Source organism: Catelliglobosispora koreensis DSM 44566 (assembly GCF_000379685.1).
GTDB lineage: Bacteria > Actinomycetota > Actinomycetes > Mycobacteriales > Micromonosporaceae > Catelliglobosispora > Catelliglobosispora koreensis.
In genome coordinates, this window is sequence record NZ_KB903249.1 from 332429 (window position 1) to 351302 (window position 18874).

Sequence of the window (18874 nt, forward strand, 5' to 3'; positions counted from 1 at the left end):
TCTCGACGGGGCACCGGCTAGGTCGCGTCGCAAGGACAGCAACAGCAATCGCAGGCGGTGCAGCAGTTGCCGTCGCAGTTACAGTTGCAGCCTTCGCGGCACGTTCCGCCATAACGCTTGCCGCTGTAGGGGCCGGGGAACTCGTTACGGCAGCAGACTTGGCACGTGCAGCACATCCAGGTCGCCAGGCACGTGCCGGCAAAGAAACCGTGCTCGCGAGGCGGGTGCTCGACTTCGGGCCACAGGACGTTGTGCGAGAGCGTGTGTTCCAGTTCGTGCACGAGTAGCGCGTGCACAAGGCGACTGTCCGTAAAGGACACTTCGCTGAGCGCCAGTTTCAGACCGTGGTGCGCGTCTAGCGCGAGCTGGCGGGCCTGGGCGACGGTGCTTCCGGTGCCCGTGATCGGGTTCCATTTGTTGTCGCGGCGGTCTTTGTCGCGGTCCTCGATCGCGTCGACGAGGTGTGCGATGCGGCCAAACAAACGGCCCGCTTCGGCGAGCGGCTCGGCGTTGCCGGGACGGCCCGCGATGACGGCCGTGTGCGCGAACGCCGCCGCCGTGGCGATCTCGGCGGGAACTGTCACCTCGGTCAGCGAAGTCGCGCGTGCCTCGATCGAGCTTTGCTGGGCCACCGCGTCGAGGAGGATTCCCGCGTCCAGCCCGAGCTCAGTGCTGCTGTTCTTCGCGCGGCCGGCCCACTTCCTGGCGACCGCCCGGGCTCCCAGGGCGACGGGCTTGCGGGCGAACAACCCGTCGCCATCGGCCACGTGATCGTCCAGTTTGGACGACGCGAGCAGCAGCGACACAGTCGCCGCTAGCCGCGCGGCTTCGCCGCGCACCACGCTCGCGGTGCGCATGCCGCGCAGTGGACACGGCCCCGCCTTTCGCCGCTGCGGCTCTTGATCCGTCTGAGCCTCGACGAGTGCCGAGATCAGGATGCCGTCGTAATTCGTGACGATCCGGGCGGCCTGCCCGTGCTCGTCGCGCAAGGCGAGGCACATGCCGCAGAGGTGACCGAGCCACTGGGCACGCAACGTCTCGCCCAGGCTGTGCGCGCAGGGCCGGATGATCCCGAACATGGCGAGATCGTAGCGGGACAGCGCCAGTGGAAAATGCCGTGCAGCATTGCGGCGTGCCGTCGCGTGATACCGACATGCCCCCTCTCGACCCAGGTGGGTTCGCCGAGTTCTATCAGGCGAACTTCAACCGCATCGCGACGCAGATCTACGCCTACATAGGTGATCATGCGGAGGCGCAAGACCTGACGCAGGAAGCGTTCTACCGGGCGCTTGATCGCTGGAAGGTGGTGCGCCAGTTCCACGATCCCGGTGCCTGGGTGCGGCGGGTCGCCTGGAATCTGGCGACGAGCCGCCTGCGGCGCGTCAAGGTCGCCTTGCGTTACCTCGCGCGCCAGCGGGAAGAGGTCGCCGAAGCGCCGACGCCCGACCGGGTGGCACTGGTGCAGGCACTGGCGACCTTACCGGTGCGGCACCGGCGCGCGATCGTCCTGCATTACCTCGCTCACCTGAGCACAGCAGAGATCGCCGCTCACGAAGACGTGGCAGAAGGAACCGTCCGGTCCTGGCTGACCAGGGGGAGGGCCCAATTGGCCGCTTACTTTCAGGAGCCGAAAGGGGTGGAGCTAAGTGTCCAGGCTGTCAATGGGTGAGCGGTTCGCTCAGTTTGAGGAGGATACGGTGCCTACCTTCCAGCCCGAGGTAGATCAGGTCTACGCGGGAGCCCGGCGTCTGCGCCACAAGCGGCGCGTCGGGCTGGTGACCGCGGCCGTGGTGTTGCTGGCCGTTCCAGCTATTTGGATTGGCGCGAATCAAGACCAGAAGAAGGCGGACGCGCCAGCGGATTCGCCGGTCCGCCGGGTGAACGTCCCGGGAGTGACGATGCTCGACGCGCCGAAAGTGTCCTTTATGGATGCGAACCTCGGGTTCGCCATCTACAACCGTTGCCGCGCGACCGAAGACCCAATGTGCCACCACGCGGCTGGTGTCACGACCGACCGGGGCCGCACCTGGAAGTCACTGCGGCTACCGGAGATTCCGGATCAGCTAGAGATCACTATCTATGGAAAGAACGCGGCTGAATTCGCCGTCTATGCCAACCCGGCGTTCACGATGCCCGCGGCTTCCAAGAGCTGGTTCACACGCGATGGCGGTGCGACCTACACCGAGATGACCAAAACCCAGCCAGACCTTGTCGAAACGCAATGGGGTTTCGGGGAGTACGACATCGAATGCCCGGCTCTGCATGTGGGGGAAGGCCGGCACGAGAAGGATCCCGCGTGCACGACAAAGTTAGTCAAGCGGGGAAGTGGCCCGATTGACCCGCAACCGGCTGACCTTGGCTTGCTGCCTATGGTCTTGTCCGGGCGGGATGGCCGGATCTGGCTGGTTGATCGTGACTCGGACCAGCAGCCGCACCGGGTGCGGGTCAGCGCTGATCAGGGCAAGACGTGGCAGGATTTGCCGTCCGTTCCGCAAGACTCCGCCCCGATGTTGTCGTGGGACGGGACCGACGTCTACGTCGCCGAGCACCCGGGGCAGTGGATCCAGGGCAAGGTCAACGACCCCTTGCGGATATCGCGGTTGATCGCCGGCAAGTGGGTTGAGCAGTACACACTGCCCTCAGAATATTCATCGGCTGGCGTCACTGCGGTCGGGGACGGTGCGGTTCTGGTTATCGCGCAGCCGGTCGGGCAGGCTCCCTCGGACGTCTACTACGTAAAGGACGGTCAGAGACTGCCGCTGCCAATGGTGATCGCGCCTGGGGCGGCCGGCGCACAGTTCCTGCCGGATGGCACGGTGCTGATAACCGTCGACAACGTGGGCCAATACCTCGGCGTGGGCAGCGGGATCGACCGGGAATGGACCTTCATTACCTACTGATGTCTTGACTGTTGACGTGAGATATCGAAAACTGTGCCCAGTGCGGGAGAGCGTTCTCCCGGACTGGGCGTGATCGGCGCACGCCCTGTCTATCTGGTAACGACTATCCGATAACGACAGGGAGAGCCTGATCATGCTTCGCAGATCAAGCCTCTTGCTGACGCTTATGCTGCTGAGTTGGGCCATCGTCGCCCCGCCAGCTCATGCTGCACCTGACTTCACGGTGCTGGTGTTCAGTAAGACGGCCGGTTTCCGGCACGATTCGATCCCGGCTGGGATCACCGCTATTCAGCAACTGGGCACAGCCAACAACTTCGCCGTCGAGGCGACGGAGGACGCTGCGCAGTTCAACGCCGCCAACCTGGCCCGGTTTAAGGTTGTCGTTTTCCTTTCCACCACGGGCGATGTGCTCAACGCGACCCAACAGACCGCGTTCGAGACCTACATCCGCGGTGGAGGCGGCTTCGTCGGGGTGCACGCCGCCGCTGACACCGAATACGCCTGGCCCTGGTACGGCGGGCTAGTGGGCGCCTATTTCGAATCGCACCCGGCGACCCAGCAGGCGACCGTCAAGGTGACAGATAGGGCGCACGCGTCGACGGCGACGCTGCCGCACCGCTGGACGCGCACGGATGAGTGGTACAACTACCAGACGAACCCGCGGGGAACCGCGCACGTTCTGGCCACTGTGGACGAATCCAGCTACTCCGGTGGCGGTGACGGCATCGATCACCCGATCTCCTGGTGCAAGAACTACGAGGGCGGCAAGTCCTGGTACACCGGGCTCGGGCACACGATCGAGTCGTTCAGTGAAGCCAACTTCCGCACCCACTTGCTCGGCGGCATCCGGTCCGTTGGCGGGACGGCGGCATTCGAGTGCGGCGGAACGGTCAACAGCAACTTCGCCCAGGTGACACTGGCCAAGGGGGTAGCCGAAGTCGGCGAGCCGATGGGCCTGACGGTCCTGCCCAACCGCGGTGTGCTGCACACGTCACGTGACGGCGTGATCCGTTACACCGACGTGGCCGGCAACACCAAGGTGGCGCTGACGATCCCGGTCTACACGCACGATGAGGAAGGCCTGCAGAGCATCAAGGCCGACCCGAACTTCGCTACGAACCGCTTCGTTTACGTGTTCTACGCCCCGCCACTGTCCACTCCGGCCGGTGACGCTCCGGCGAGTGGAACGCCAGCGCAGCTGGCTCCGTGGAATGGCGTGAACCGGTTGTCCCGCTTCACGGTCAACGCGGATCACACGCTCAACGCGGCTTCTGAGGCGACCATCATTGAGGTGCCGACGAGCCGTGGCATGTGCTGTCACGTCGGCGGTGACATCGACTTCGACGCGGCCGGGAACCTTTACCTGACCACGGGCGATGACACCAACCCATTCGACTCGAGCGGCTACACGCCGATCGACGAGCGGGCCGGCCGTAACCCCGCCTACGACGCGCAACGGTCGTCGGGCAGCACGAATGACTTGCGCGGCAAGATTTTGCGCATCAAGCCAAACGCGACCGGGGGCGGCTACACGATCCCGACGGGCAACATGTTCGCGCAAACGGCACAGACCCGTGGCGAGATCTATGCCATGGGCTTCCGTAACCCGTTCCGGATGAGTGTCGACAAGGCCACCGGCGTCGTGTACCTGGGCGACTACGGTCCTGACGCGGGATCGGCCGATCCAGGCCGGGGACCGGCGGGCACCGTGGAGTTCGCCCGAGTACCAGCACCAGGTTTTTATGGTTGGCCTTATTGCTCCAACCACGGTGTGCCCTATGTGGACTTCACCTTCCCGAGCGGACCGTCAGGCGCACCGTTCAACTGTGCCGGCGGCCCTGTGAACAATTCGCCCAATAACACGGGTTTGCAGCAACTGCAGGCGCTCAAGCCGTCGTGGATCCCTTACGCCGGTGGCACGAACCCGCCTGAGTTCAGTGGTGGCGCCCCGATGATGGGCCCGGTTTACAACTACAGCGCTTCGCTGGCCTCCGACGTCAAGTTCCCGGCCTACTTCAACGGAACCGCCTTCATCGGCGAGTTCGGTGGCCGCTGGATCAAGAACGTCGTCGTCGACGGGGTCGGCGCACCACTGAAGATCAACCCGTTCCCGTGGGCCGGAACCCAGGTCATGGACATGGAATTCGGGCCTGACGGCGCGCTCTATGTGCTCGACTATGGCACGTCGTGGTTTGGTGGCGACGCCAACTCGGCTGTCTACCGCATCGAGTATGCCCAGGCCGGGCGGCCACCGATCGCGATGGCTTCCGGGACACCGACGTCAGGGTCCGCTCCGCTGACCGTGCAGTTCAGCTCGGCGGGCACCAACGACCCCGACGGTAACCCGTTCACCTACGCGTGGGACTTCACCACCAACGGCAGCACCGATTCCACGGCGGCCAACCCCTCGTTCACCTACACGTCCAACGGGACGTTCACGGCGACGCTGACGGTGACGGACACGACCGGAAAGAGCGGCACGGCCAGTGTCGTGATCACGGTCGGCAACACGGCTCCCGTGGTCACGCTCACGCTGCCGGCCAACGGGCAGGTGTTCGCTTTTGGCGACCTGGTTCCGTTCCAGGTAACGGTTTCCGATGCTGAAGACCCGACGATCGACTGCTCGCGCGTGAAGGTGACCTATATCCTCGGTCACGACACGCATGGGCACCCGATCACGTCAGCCAACGGCTGCAGTGGTTCCATTCAGACCACTGTGGACGGTGAGCATGACGCGGCAGCCAACATTTTCGGGGTTTTTGACGCCGAGTACACCGACAACGGAGCGCCTGGCGTTCCGCCCGCCACGACGCACACGACAAGCGTGGCGCAGCCTCGCCTGCGGCAAGCCGAGCACTTCGGCACGCAGAGTGGCGGTGTCACCGTGGTGGCCAAGGCGTCAGCGCACGGCGGCAACGCGGTTGGCTATATCGACAGCGGCGACTGGATCGCTTTCACGCCTTACAACTTGGCGGGAGTCACCTCGTTCACCGCGCGCGTGGCTTCAGCCGGAGTGGGCGGGACGATCACCATCCGAAGTGGATCGCCGACCGGTACGGTCGTGGGCACGGCAACCGTGACGCCAACGGGCGGCTGGGAAACGTGGGCCAACGTCACCGGAACCGTCACGCCGCCACCGGGTTCGCAACAGCTGTACCTGGTGTTCACGGGTGCCGCGGGGTCGTTGTTCGACATCGACGACTTCACGTTCAACGGTGGCACCGTCCCGCCGGACCCGACCGGTGACCTGGCACGTGGCAAGCCAGCCACGGCCTCGTCGCAGGAAGGTGCTTACGCGCCAGGGCTTGCCGTTGACGGAAGCGCGACGACTCGCTGGTCGAGTCTGTTCACCGACCCGCAGTGGATCCAGGTCGACCTGGGCGCGACGACCAACATCAGCCGCGTGCGGCTGACGTGGGAAGCGGCTTACGGTTCGGCGTACCAGATCCAGACCTCCAACTCACCGACCGGCCCGTGGACGACGATCCGCAGTGTGACCGGCGGCGATGGTGGCGTGGACGATCTGACCGGGCTGACCGGCAGCGGCCGCTACATCCGGATGAATGGCACCACGCGGGCGACCGCTTGGGGCTACTCGCTGTTCTCCTTTGAGGTCTTCGGCTCCGGCACACCACAGCCGCCGTCGAACCTGGCGCTGAACAAGCCGGCCGTCGCGTCGAGCGTCGAAGCCACCTACACCGCGGCAGGAGCGGTCGATGGCAGCCTGACCACCAGGTGGGGCAGTGCCTTCGCCGATCCACAATGGATTCACGTCGATCTCGGCCAGGCCTATCCCATCGCCCGGGTCAAGCTGACCTGGGAGGCGGCGTACGGCTCGTCGTACCAGATCCAGACAGCCGCATCGGCGGCTGGGCCGTGGACGACGATCCGCACGGTGACCGGAGGTGACGGCGGCGTAGACGACCTAACCGGACTCACCGGCAATGGGCGTTTCGTGCGCGTCTACGGCACGGCCAGAGGAACAGCCTGGGGCTATTCGCTCTTTGAGTTCGAGGTGTACAGCAGCTAGAACGCTTATGGGCGTGCGGTTTCGGCCGCACGCCCATATCGTTGGTCCCCATGCTCGCCACACTGCTGGAACTCGGTATCCCGCACGAGGACATCGACGCTGTACTGGCCACGAAGATTCCCCCGTCGTTAAGTGAACGGTTCGCTGCCGATGTCGAGGCCCTGACAGGCAGCGTGGGCACCATCGACGAACTGCCCAAGACTTCCCCGCCCGAGGACGCGCCAGCCTTCTATGGCGTGCTCGTGTTCGCGGCCGCCGTTCCCGCGGTGAAGGCCTATCACGCCACGCGGGGCATTCCCGAAGCGATGACGCGGCTCATCCTTACCGATGTCGGACGGCAGGTCGCCGTGCACCGGCGCCGCCACGGCCGGCCTGGGATCGATACAGAGCACTGGCTTACCAGACATTTCCAGGGCCGCATCTTTCAGCTTGGCCGGCTCCAGTTTGAGCAAGTGACCCTGGGCACGACGACGGGAACGTCCCTTCGCGAGGCTGGATTGCCTTACGGTCCAGGCGATCCAGCATTATCGATTCACATTCCCGAGTATTGCGGCCCGTTCACACCAGAGGCGATTGACGATTCGCTAGCGCAGGCGGCCGCGTTCTTCCCGCGCTACTTCGGCGACTACGACTACCGCGTGGCGGTGTGTCACTCCTGGCTTCTCGATCCGCAACTCGACGGGGTGCTTCCCACGTCTTCCAATATTCTGGCGTTCCAGCGACGGTTCACCTTCTCCCACGCCACTGCCGGCGAGGGCATCATGCGGTTTGTCGCGGCTGGAACGAAGTTGCACGAGACGGTGCAGGCACATGTCGCCGCGGGAAATTCATGGCAATCAGGCTCTGGCTGGATGCTCCTTCCCTAACGGTCGGGAAACCGATAGTGCTTGGAGGGGTTGCGATTCGGTAACGTGAGGCACTTTCTTACCTGGGAGGAACACACGTGCTCTCGCGACGCCGCGTCGCTGGCGGAGCGCTGACTATGACTTTGCTTGGTGCCCTTTTAGTAGCTGTGCATGGGCCCGCGGCGCAAGCCGCAGTGCTGCCCGCAGGCTTCGCCGAGCAAATCGTATTCAGTGGACTCACGCAGCCAACGAATATTGAGTTCGCCAATGACGGCCGCATTTTCGTGGCCGAAAAGGGTGGTGCCATCAAGGTTTTCGACAACCTTGCCGACACGACGCCAACCGTTTTCGCCAACTTCTCCGCCAATGTGCACAACCAGTGGGACCGCGGGTTGCTGGGCATGGCGCTCGCCCCGAACTTCCCGACTGACCCGTTCGTCTACGTGCTTTACACCTATGACGCACCTCCCGGGCAGACCGCTCCCTATTGGAACGACAACTGCAACAGTGCGCCTGGCGGTGCTAATGGTGGCAATTGCGTTGTGCAGGGCAGATTGTCGCGCATTCAGGCTGGCGGCACCGAGCAGGTGCTCATTCAAGACTGGTGCCAGCAGTTCCCGAGCCACTCGATTGGTGACCTTGGCTTTGGTGCAGACGGGAAGCTGTATGTCAGCTCCGGTGACGGCGCCAGCTTCAGCGCTGTCGATTATGGACAATTGGGCAGCCCGGTCAACCCATGTGGTGACCCGGCCAATGAAGGTGGCGCGTTGCGGTCGCAGGATGTGCGGTCCGCTGCCGACCCGACCCAACTCGACGGGACGATCCTGCGCCTGGAACCGGCCACGGGCCTCGCGGCGGCAGGCAACCCGAACATCGCCTCGCCCGATCTGAACACCCGACGCATCGTGGCCAACGGTCTGCGCAACCCGTTCCGCATCGCGATGAAGCCGGGCACCAACGAGGTGTGGGCCGGTGATGTGGGCTGGAACACCTGGGAAGAAATCAACCGGGTGGTGAACCCGACCGCGGGCGTGACCAACTTCGGCTGGCCCTGCTATGAGGGCAACAACAAGATGTCGAGCTATGACAACGTGAACCTGCCGTTGTGCGAGACGCTTTATCCCATCGGGCAGACGAACCCTTACTACACCTACAACCACGCCACCGACATCGTGGCGGGCGAAGGCTGTGGCACGGGTGGCGATGCCATTGGTGGCTCGGCGTTCTACCCGGCCAGCGGTGCGCCGTATCCGTCGGCGTACGCCGGGGCGCTGTTCTTCAGCGACTACTCCCGTGGCTGCATCTGGGCGATGAAGCCAGCCACCGCCGGTGGCCTTCCGTCCACATCGAACATCGAAGTCTTCGTCAAGCAGGCCGCCGCGCCCGCCGACGTCGAGATCGGTCCCGGTGGCGAGATGTACTACGCCGACCTGGGCGGGACCGTCCGGCGCATTCGGTACTCGCCTGGCAACCAGGCGCCGGTCGCGGTCATCAGCCCGTCGCAGACCACCGGTGCCGCACCGCTGACGGTGAACTTCTCCGGAACCGGGTCAACCGATGCCGACCCGGCTGACGAAGGCCGCCTGACCTATCAGTGGGACTTCACCAACGACGGTTCGTGGGACTCCACTTCGGCCGCGCCCAGTTTCACCTACACCACCGCTGGCGTCTACACCGCGAAGCTGCGCGTGACCGACACCCTCGGGGCGTGGGGCGAGGCCACGGTGCAGATTCAGCCGGGCAACACCGCGCCGACGGCTTTCATTGACACGCCAGCGGCTTCGCTGACCTGGAAGGTGGGGGACAGCATCTCCTTCACCGGGCACGCGACCGATCCGCAGCAAGGGAACCTGCCGGCCAGTGCGCTGTCGTGGGAGCTGCGCATGCAGCACTGCGAGACGCCTGGCAACTGCCACACGCACGTGCTGCAGAACTGGTCTGGTATCGCTGGCGGCTCGTTCGTCGCGCCCGATCACGAGTATCCGTCCTATTTGGAGCTCGCGGTCACGGCCACGGACGCCCAGTCACTGACCAACACGGTGGTACGCCGCCTTGACCCGAAAACGGTTCAGCTGACGTTCACGACCAGCCCGGCCGGACTGCAGCTCAGCGTCGGCGCGTTCACCGGCGCCACGCCGTTCACGCGTGAGGTGATCCAGGGCTCGACCAACACGGTCAGCGCACCGACACCTCAAGCGGGACACCAGTTCTCGGCTTGGTCAGATGGCGCAGGACAGACCCACGTCATCACGGCACCGGTGGCGGCAACGAGTTACACCGCCACGTACACGCCGTTGCCGTCCAGCCCGTGTGGCGGTTCCGCGGCGTATCAGTGCACGTGGGCTAACGCCCCGTTCCAGCCGGCGGCCAACGTGCTCGGGCTTTCCGGTGACGACAGCGTGGCGCAGGTCAGCCTGCCGTTCGCTTTCCCGTTGTATGGCACGGGTTACGGCTCGGCGTGGATCGACATCAACGGTCTCGTGAGCTTCACCGATCCGGCTGGCTCGCACGCGGTCGACTCGGTGCTGCCCAACAGCGCTCTGCCCAACGCCGCGCTTTACGCGTTCTGGGACGACCTTTACGCCGACGAGCAGTCCTCGATTCGTACCGAGACACTGGGTTCGGCTCCGAGCCGTAAGTTCGTCATCGAGTGGCGCGATGTCAAGTTCTACAACGCGCCTGACCGGGTCACGTTCTCCATCGTGCTCGACGAGGACGGCACGGTGACCTATCACTACGCCGGAATCGGTGCGACGGGACGCGAGCTTGGCGATCAGGCGACCGCTGGCATCGAAAACGCTGCCGGCACGCAAGCGCTGACCTACTCACACGACCAAGCCGTGTTCGCTAACGGCAAGGCGGTGACGTTCACGCCGGTGCTCGTGCCGGTCACGAACGTCGTTTCCGGTGTGGTGACCCAGTCCGGCGTTGGCCCGGCCGCTGGAGTGACCGTTTCGCTGAACCCAGGTGGCCGGTTCACTACGACCGCTTCCGACGGCAGCTACTCGTTCACCCGGGTCGCCGCCGGTTCGTACACGGTCGCGGTCGCCGGGACGTGTGTGAATGCCGCGAGCGCACCGGTGACCATGGACAGTGGCACCAAGACGGTCAACCTGACGGCGGCTTCACGCACGGATAGCTTCGGCTATCAGTGCTCGACATCGGTAGGCACCTTCGCCACGGCCGCCAACGTGTTGCCGTTCAGCGGTGACGATGTGCTGACGTCCGTGGCGCTGCCGTTCCCCGTGACGTTCTATGGGGTCAGCCGCACTCAGGCGTGGATCGACAGCAACGGCGTGGTGAGTTTCGCCGATCCAGGAGGATCAAACCCTTATAACTCGGGGGTACCAAGTGCCGGCGCGCCAAACGCAGCGGTTTACGCGTTCTGGGATGACCTCGTCGTTGACGCGGAAGCCTCGGTGCGCACGCAAACCGTTGGGGCGGCGCCCAACCGCAAGTTCATCATCGAATGGCGCAACGTCTATCTGTTCAACCACGGATTCGGCAGCAGGATCAACGCTTCCGTCGTGATTGGTGAAGACAACTCGGTAACCGTGCACTACTCGGGCATCGACGCGAACTCACCAGAGCAGGGAAGCGAAGCGACAACAGGTGTCGAGCACGGCAACGGCACGTCGGCGCTGCAGTTCTCCAGCGATCAGGTGGCCCTTTCGAACGGTCTGACCATCCGGTACTGGAAGCCGTAGCTGGCTGGATTTGTCGCAATCGTGTCCCGGGGTGCTCTGTCGGCCCCGGGACGCTTGCGTTTAGCGTTCGTGCATGGAGCTGTCCGAAGTCACCTTGCTGCTCGCCAAAACCCCGGCGACAGCCGAGGGACTCCTTGCTGGCCTGCCCGGGCACTGGGTGCACTACAACGATGGTCCTGGCACGTGGAGTGCCTATGACATCGTCGGTCACCTCGCTCACGGCGATGCCGCGAACTGGATTCCCCGCGCCAAGATGATCCTCGCGCACGGGACTGGGCGTTCGTTTGAGCCCTTCGACCGTGAAGCCATGCTGAAGCAGGAACGGCAGCCCCTTGAGGCGGTGCTCGCGTTATTCCGCAAGGCACGCGAGGCGAGCCTGGCCGAGCTGGCGTCGTTGAATCTGTCCGCGCAAGACCTCGAGCAGCGGGGTTCGCATCCCGAATTCGGCGAAGTGGCGCTGCGGCAAATGATCGCGGCCTGGGTCGCCCACGATCTGACGCACCTGGCCCAGATCGGCGAGGTCCTCGCCCGCCGCTACCGCCAAGACGTTGGCCCGTGGCGCAAATACATGCCCGCCCTCGACCGCGTCGCCGAAGCGGAGTAAGCCGCTGGCGTGATCGCTGTCTGTCGTGCGCTCGGCGAAGGCGAGTAACCCTCTTCGGCCGCTTTCGGACGGTGGCTTAGGCGTTGGCGGGCGTGCCCGTTCGTTGGGGGGCGATGACTGGCTGATCCGGTGGTGTGGTCTCTGAGCCGGCGTCGCGGGCGAGGTCGCGCCGGATGTAGCCCGCGATGTGGGTCGCGACCGCCATGATGACGAGCAGTGCGGCATAAGCGAAGTAGCCGGTTAGCGCGCCCGGGTGGCCGAAGAACATGGTCAGCCCGGCGACCGCGGTGCTGGCGACGGCGAGCCAGGTGAGCTCTGAACGCCACGTGACGGCGAACACGGCTAGCGCGACCACCGCGATGGCGACGAAGACGCGATCCCAGGCGGCGTCGTCGACCGTCAGCAGCCAGATCGTGCGTTTCATGTTGCCCAGATTGGACCGTCCATACGCGACGGACCCGAAGATCGGGTTAACGGCGAGGAAAGCACCGAGCGCGGACAGAGCGAACGCGATCGCGGCGACCGGTGCCCACTCGTTGCGCAGGCTGCGTTGCTTGATCGCACTGAATAGCCACACGGCGACGATGGCGGCGCTCACCGAGACCGCACGTGAGGTCAGCACGACGGCCGCCCCGAGCGAGCCCACGAAGATGAGGTAGCGCAAGCGAGGGCTGAAGCTAAACCCTGACCCGGGCAAGCACATCAGCGCGACCATCAGCGGTGGCAACGCGGCGGCGAAGACGAAGGAACTCACAAGTCCACTCGCGACGGTAAACGCGAAGACGGCGGCCAGCCCGGCGATGACGCCCGCGAGGGCACCGCTGCGCTTGATGACGACCACGAGGAACAGCGCGATCCCGAGCGCGTAGAGGACACCGCGAGGCGGGCCAAACTTCACGTGCTCGCGCCAGATGAGATAAGTCGTCAAGACGAAGGCCGAGCCGAGGAAGATCCACCCTAGGCGGGGGATGCCAAACGGGCCTGCCGCGCGCACCCGGCCAGACGCGAACAAGCTGTGCAGGAAGCCCAGTGTGCAGAGGATCATCAAAGGCAGGAGCGGCACGAAGTACCGGAAGAAGGTTGGATCGACAATGATGACCGTCATCGCGGCTGTCGCGAGTGTCATGCCGGTCAGCAGCACGGACAGTTCGCTGCGCCAGCGCCAGATCACGGCGACGATCGTGAGCAGGATGAGGGCGATCAGGAAGATGTCCAGGCGCCGCAGGTATTCGTAGTCGACGCGCAGCATGCCGCCGATGACCACGGGGACCGAATCGATGCCGTCAATGCCGTAGATCTCCCGCGCGACCTTCTGATAGCGGCCGAGCAGGCTCAGCGCTTCGCCATCGAAGAAGCTTGCGGCGTAAAGGTTTTGGACCTGCAGCACGATGCCTGTCACCACGACGGAACCGGCCGCGAACGGGAACCATTGATTGCGCGGCTGACGGTCCCGGATGGCGACGAACAGCCACGTGAGCGCGACTCCCACCGCGACGGTGATGGCGAACTGGCGGGTGAACAAGTTCAGCAGGAGGAGGGCCAGGAACCACCAGACGTCCTGGCGCCGTGTCTTGCGGGCGATCGGCAGGAACAGCAGGCCAAGGGTGTTGAACATCAGGGCCAGGCTGTCCGTCATCGCCGAGGTGGCGAACCGCAGCGAGACCGCTGAAATGATGATCGTGGCTCCGGCCGCGACGCCCCACCAGCGACCGTAAAGGCGCGACGCCAGCGCGACGAGAGCGGTCGCTCCGATCGCGTAGGCCAGCAGCGGGATCACCAGCATGCCGGTCGGGCCCATGAGGCCGACGAAGGGCGCCGACAGCAAGGGATAGATCATTCGTGGGGCGACCACCGCGCCGTTTTCCCCGTGGAAGAACGAGCTTTCGAATCCGGCCGGCCAGCAGAAGGTGCACGTGGTCAGACCCTTGGCGTTGACCAGGGCGTCGTAGGTCAGCCGGGCAGCGTCGTATTCGGAGTAGCCCAAATAGCGATAGGACCACGCTAGGTAGTACCGCGAGTCACTGAACCACTCGTCGGAAGTGACGTAACTTGCCCACAGAGCGCCGAAGAAAAGCAGGGCCAAGACTGCCCACACCGCCCACGGCACGCCACTTTGGATTTTGCGGATCCTGGTGTCGATTCTGAGCCAGCTAGTCATCCTTAACCGTTCTTCATAAGGGCAAGCCGGGGCTAAACCTAGCACCATGCCGATTGCCGGTGGGTTCGCCGGGGTTGCGGGGGTAACGCTCCTCACGCTTTAGGTTATTAGAGGCGTTTGTCCTTGTTGGCGGTTTTAGGAATTCCCTTGGGCGGTTTTGGGGCGGCCTTCCATATCGACAAGTGTTGCATTAATGTGAAGCGCAAATGTTAGGAAGACTGACTAACAATTCTCAGGAGCAGGCATGAGAAGACCGATCGCGCTCCTCGCCGCTGGACTGTTGCTCGCCGTCTCGGCTCAGTCCGCCGCGCTCGCGGCACCGGTGCGCTACGAAGCAGAGACCTCTCCCGCTGTCTGTGACGGCACGATCGACTCCAACCACGCCGGGTTCTCCGGCACCGGCTTCTGCAACGCCAACAACGCTGTCGGCGGCAGTGCGACGTGGACAGTCAACGCCGCGAACGCTGGAACAGCGACGATCTCCCTCCGCTACGCCAACGGGACCACGGCGAACCGTCCAGCGGACATCTCCGTCAACGGGACGGTCGTCCAGGCGGCCAGCGCGTTCAACCCGACCGGCGCGTGGACCACGTGGGCGACGAAAACACTTACCGCGCAAGTGAACGCGGGCTCGAACACGATCAAGGTGACGGCGACGACCGCGACGGGGCCAGCCAACCTTGACTACGCCGACTTCGAAGTCGCCCCGCCCCAGGACTTCACCGACTACCAGGCCGAGAACTGCACCATCTCGCAAGGTGTTGTCGAGTCCAACCACGCCGGCTTCACCGGCACCGGTTTCGTCAACTACGACAACGCCACCGGGTCCTATGTGGAGTGTGCCATAAGTGCGCCGAGTGCTGGCTCGGCCACGCTGACTTTCCGGTACGCCAACGGGACGACGGCGAACCGGCCGCTGTCCGTCAACGGCACGACCGTGAACTTCCCCGGCACCGGCGCGTGGACCACGTGGGCCGACGTGTTCGTCACCGTGAATCTGAACGCTGGCAGCAACCTCATCCGCGCGACGGCCACGACTGTCAACGGCGGGCCGAACCTCGACCGCATTCGCGCCTCCGTGACCGGGCCACCGGACACCACCCCGCCATCGACGCCTGGCACACCGTCCTGTTCGAACATTGGCTCCAGCAGCCTGACCCTCACCTGGGCCGCTTCGTCCGACAACGTCGGTGTCACCAACTACCGCGTGTTCTCGGGCGCCAACATCGTCGCGACCGCGCCGTCAACGAGTGCCAGCATCACCGGTCTGACGCCGAACACGAGCTACACGCTCAGTGTCGACGCCGGTGACGCGGCCGGAAACCGTTCCCCGCGAAGCGGTTCGGTCACCTGCACGACGCAGTCTGGCGGCACCGGAACCCCGGTGGCCGTCAACGGCCAGTTGCACGTCTGCGGTACGAAGCTGTGCAACCAGTACAACCAGCCGATTCAGTTGCGGGGCATGTCATCGCACGGTCTGCAGTGGTATTTCCAGTGCCTCAACGACGCCTCGCTCAACGCGCTGGCCACTGACTGGAACGCTGACGTTATCCGGATCTCGATGTACATCCAGGAGGGTGGCTACGACACCAACCCGCGGCTGTTCACCGACCGGGTGCACGGCCTGATCGAAGAGGCGACGGAACGCGGGCTGTACGCCATCGTGGACTGGCACATGCTGACCCCGGGCGATCCGAACGTCAACCTCACCAAGGCACGCACGTTCTTCACCGAGATCGCCAACCGGCACAAGGACAAGGTGAACATCATTTACGAAGTGGCCAACGAGCCCAACGGGGTGTCGTGGTCGAGCATTCGTAACTACCACCACCAGATCATTCCAACGATCCGGGCCGAGGACGCCAACTCGGTGATCCTTCTGGGTACCCGCGCCTGGTCTTCTCTCGGGGTTTCTGATGGCGCCAGCGAGACCGAGGTCATCAACAATCCCGTGAACGCCACGAACATCATGTACACCTTCCACTTCTACGCGGCTTCACACGGCAGCAGTTACCTGAACGCGCTGTCGCGGGCAGCCGACGCGATCCCCATGTTCGTCACCGAATTCGGCACGCAAACCGCGTCCGGCGACGGTGGCAACAACTTCACGCAATCGCAGGCCTACATCGACCTGATGGCTGCCAAGAAGATTAGCTGGGTCAACTGGAACTACTCCGACGACAGCCGCAGCGGCGCCGTGTTCACGAGCGGCACCTGCCCTGGCGGGCCGTTCGCCGGAACGAGCCGGCTAAAGCCAGCGGGCGTCTGGATTCGCGACCGCATCCGCACGCCGGATAACTTCCCGACAAGCTAACACTGGGGGACAGGGCGGGCGGCGCTCCACGCAGGGGCGCCGCCCAGCTATATCGTGGGCGGTATGCGGGTAGCGGTGTTCTTGCGTGGGATCAATGTGGGCGGCAACAAGAAGATCGCCATGGCCGAGCTGAAGCGTGCGTTAGAGGAACGTGGCTATAACGACCCGAAGACGTTGCTGCAAAGCGGAAACGTCGTCGTGGACAAGGCCAAAGCTGCCGACATAGAAAAGCTCATCAAAGACGTGTTCGGGCTCGACGTACGGGTGATGACGCGAACGCACGCAGAGCTGAAAGCGGTCGTGGCCAACAATCCGTTCACGCAACATGCCAGCGAGGGTTCTAAGCTCAACGTGGCGTTCCTGGATGCGCCATTGTCCAAACTAGACCTCGACCCCACCGTCTACGCGCCGGATGAGTTCGTGCTCAACGGCAAAGAAATCTACCTGTGGTATCCCAACGGCATGGGCCGCAGCAAACTGCTCGCCGACGCGCCAGCGCGCAAAATCGGTGCGGTGGCAACGGTTCGCAACTGGAACACCGTGCAGAAGATGCTCGACCTCACGAGTTAGACGGTGTGTCGTCGAGACCTTGCTCGATCGCGTAACGGACCAGCTCGACGCGGTTGTGCAGCTGGAGTTTGCCAAGCGTGTTCTGCACGTGGTTTTGCACCGTGCGGTGGGACAGGACGAGACGGTCCGCGATTTGACGGTAGGACAAGCCTTTGGCGACGAGCCGCAGGATCTCGGTCTCACGGTCGGTTAGCCGTGGGTTCTCTGAGCCTGACGAAACCGGTGCGGCAGCGAGCCGGCGGTATTCGCCGAGGACCAGCCCGGCCAGTCCAGCGGTGAAGACCGCGTCGCCTTCGGCGGTGCGGCGTACGGCTTCGAGGAACTCGTCGTGCCCGGCGGACTTGACGAGATAGCCCAGCGCGCCCGCTTTAACGGCCTCCAACACGTCCTGATGCTCGGCACTGGCTGACAGCACCAGAATGCGGACGTTGGGGTGCGCGGCCATCACGCCCTTGATGACGTCCACTCCGGACATGTCCGGCAGCTGCAAGTCGAGCACCATCACCTCGGGCTTCAGCGAGCCGCCAACCCGGATGGCCTGGGCGCCTTCGCCTGCCGTCGCGATCACGTCATAGCCAGCCTCGGCTAGGTCGCGGGCCACGCCTTCGCGCCACATCGGATGGTCATCGACCACCATGATCTTGGTCATTTCGGGTACCTTAGCTCCACTTCAGTGCCGTCCGCGGCGCTTGTAATCAGGGCTGTGCCGCCGATGTCACGCATGCGGCCGACGATCGACTGTGCCACGCCGAGTCTGCCCTCCGCGGCGGCCTGATCCAGCCGCCCTTCGGGTATCCCCGGCCCATTATCGCGGACCGTGACCGTGATGGCGGGCCCTTCGAGTTCCAGCAGAACCCACGCTTTCGCTGCCGGTCCACAGTGGACCCTGACGTTGTCGAGCGCGCTGCCAACGGCGGCGGCCAACTCCAGCGCGACGCCCTGTGGCACGGGCACCGGGGTCGCCGGCAGGGCGAGCTCGACGAGCGGTGAGGCGAACTGCCCCAACGTTTCGCGCAGGTCAGCTTCTCCCGCTTGGTGCGCGGGCTGCTGCACGCTGACGAGGGCACGCAACGCCGACTCCTGCTGCCCGGCCAGCTTGCCCAACTCGGCCGCTTCACCGCCGAGCTCGGCACCCCGTCGCGCGATGAGCGCCAGCACTTGCAGCACACCGTCATGGATGCCGCGCGCCAGGCGTTCCCGTTCTCGCGTCGCCGCTTCGAGTTCGGTGGCCGCTTGCATGCGCGCTTCGCTTTCCAGCGCTAGGTGCACGACGTAACCGATGACGAAGCCCGCGAGCACGAGCAAGACGGTCGCGTTGACCGTCGCATAGCTCACCGAACCGCGCAGCCAAAGGTCAGCCGCACCGATCGTCAGCGCCGCGAACACCCCAGCGCGCCGGCCGCCCGTGCTCGCCCAGGCGAGCACGGGTGAGGCGACCCACGCCATGGGGATCGTCGCGGCACCGCCTTGCAGCAGAACGGGTGGAATGACCCACTGGCTGGCGAGCAACACCGCTAGCGTGACAACGAGATCGGCTATGAGCAGCGGCCAGCCCCGGCGCTTCTTCTCCGCATAGGCGATCGAGGCGAAAATGCTCCACGCCGCCATCACGCCAAGCACGGCCCAGCCGAGCCACGGCCGCTCATAAGTCCGGAAACTGTTAGCCATGAGGATCGCGGCGTAGCCGAGCGACGCGAAGCGGAAAACCGTGAGCGCCCGCCACATTGACACCTCAAGACCCACGTG

At 64.5% G+C, this 18874-nt stretch carries 12 protein-coding genes; 8 read left to right on the top strand and 4 right to left on the bottom strand.

From position 1 onward, the window contains the following. Positions 1-17: 17 nt before the first annotated feature. Positions 18-1079: a DUF5685 family protein gene (locus A3E1_RS0101595; RefSeq protein ID WP_020518995.1), complete on the bottom strand. Its 1062-nt coding sequence runs from the start codon at positions 1077-1079 to the stop codon at positions 18-20. Positions 1080-1153: 74 nt separating this feature from the next. On the opposite strand from A3E1_RS0101595, the gene A3E1_RS0101600 reads away from it, so the two are divergent. From A3E1_RS0101600 to A3E1_RS0101625, 6 genes are all read left to right on the top strand, one after another. Continuing rightward, on the top strand, positions 1154-1669 hold the full coding sequence (locus tag A3E1_RS0101600) for an RNA polymerase sigma factor (protein WP_040390406.1): 516 nt from the start codon (positions 1154-1156) through the stop codon (positions 1667-1669). A 28-nt stretch (positions 1670-1697) separates the two neighbouring features. Then, positions 1698-2900 (top strand): sialidase family protein, encoded by a 1203-nt coding sequence (locus A3E1_RS0101605; RefSeq protein WP_157631249.1) that lies wholly within the window; start codon positions 1698-1700, stop codon positions 2898-2900. A 166-nt stretch (positions 2901-3066) separates the two neighbouring features. Next, the gene (locus A3E1_RS38345) at positions 3067-6930 is read left to right on the top strand and encodes a ThuA domain-containing protein (RefSeq protein ID WP_020518998.1); all 3864 of its coding nucleotides are present in this window, start codon (positions 3067-3069) and stop codon (positions 6928-6930) included. 50 nt (positions 6931-6980) lie between these two features. Beyond that, positions 6981-7796 carry an acyltransferase domain-containing protein gene (locus tag A3E1_RS38350; RefSeq protein WP_020518999.1) on the top strand — a complete coding sequence of 272 codons (816 nt, stop codon included), beginning with the start codon at positions 6981-6983 and terminating at the stop codon, positions 7794-7796. A 77-nt stretch (positions 7797-7873) separates the two neighbouring features. After that, the gene (locus A3E1_RS45820) at positions 7874-11482 is read left to right on the top strand and encodes a PQQ-dependent sugar dehydrogenase (RefSeq protein WP_020519000.1); all 3609 of its coding nucleotides are present in this window, start codon (positions 7874-7876) and stop codon (positions 11480-11482) included. Between the two features lie 73 nt (positions 11483-11555). Further along, a complete protein-coding gene (locus tag A3E1_RS0101625; RefSeq protein ID WP_020519001.1) occupies positions 11556-12086 on the top strand; it encodes a DinB family protein in 531 nt (176 codons plus the stop codon). Positions 12087-12162: 76 nt separating this feature from the next. On the opposite strand, the gene A3E1_RS0101630 is transcribed toward A3E1_RS0101625, so the two are convergent. Next, positions 12163-14244, bottom strand: a complete 2082-nt coding sequence (locus A3E1_RS0101630) for a hypothetical protein (RefSeq protein WP_020519002.1) — start codon at positions 14242-14244, stop codon at positions 12163-12165. A 244-nt stretch (positions 14245-14488) separates the two neighbouring features. Here A3E1_RS0101630 and A3E1_RS49015 point away from each other — a divergent pair, with 244 nt between their 5' ends. Next, the gene (locus A3E1_RS49015) at positions 14489-16558 is read left to right on the top strand and encodes a cellulase family glycosylhydrolase (protein ID WP_020519003.1); all 2070 of its coding nucleotides are present in this window, start codon (positions 14489-14491) and stop codon (positions 16556-16558) included. Between the two features lie 63 nt (positions 16559-16621). Further along, positions 16622-17128, top strand: coding sequence for a DUF1697 domain-containing protein (locus A3E1_RS0101640; RefSeq protein WP_020519004.1), 507 nt, complete (start codon positions 16622-16624; stop codon positions 17126-17128). On the opposite strand, the gene A3E1_RS0101645 is transcribed toward A3E1_RS0101640, so the two are convergent. Beyond that, positions 17118-17777 carry a response regulator gene (locus A3E1_RS0101645; RefSeq protein ID WP_020519005.1) on the bottom strand — a complete coding sequence of 220 codons (660 nt, stop codon included), beginning with the start codon at positions 17775-17777 and terminating at the stop codon, positions 17118-17120. The genes A3E1_RS0101640 and A3E1_RS0101645 overlap by 11 nt on opposite strands. Further along, positions 17774-18871, bottom strand: coding sequence for a MacS family sensor histidine kinase (gene macS, locus A3E1_RS0101650; RefSeq protein ID WP_026207978.1), 1098 nt, complete (start codon positions 18869-18871; stop codon positions 17774-17776). Before macS ends, A3E1_RS0101645 begins: the two co-directional genes overlap by 4 nt. Between the last annotated feature and the right edge of the window lie 3 nt (positions 18872-18874).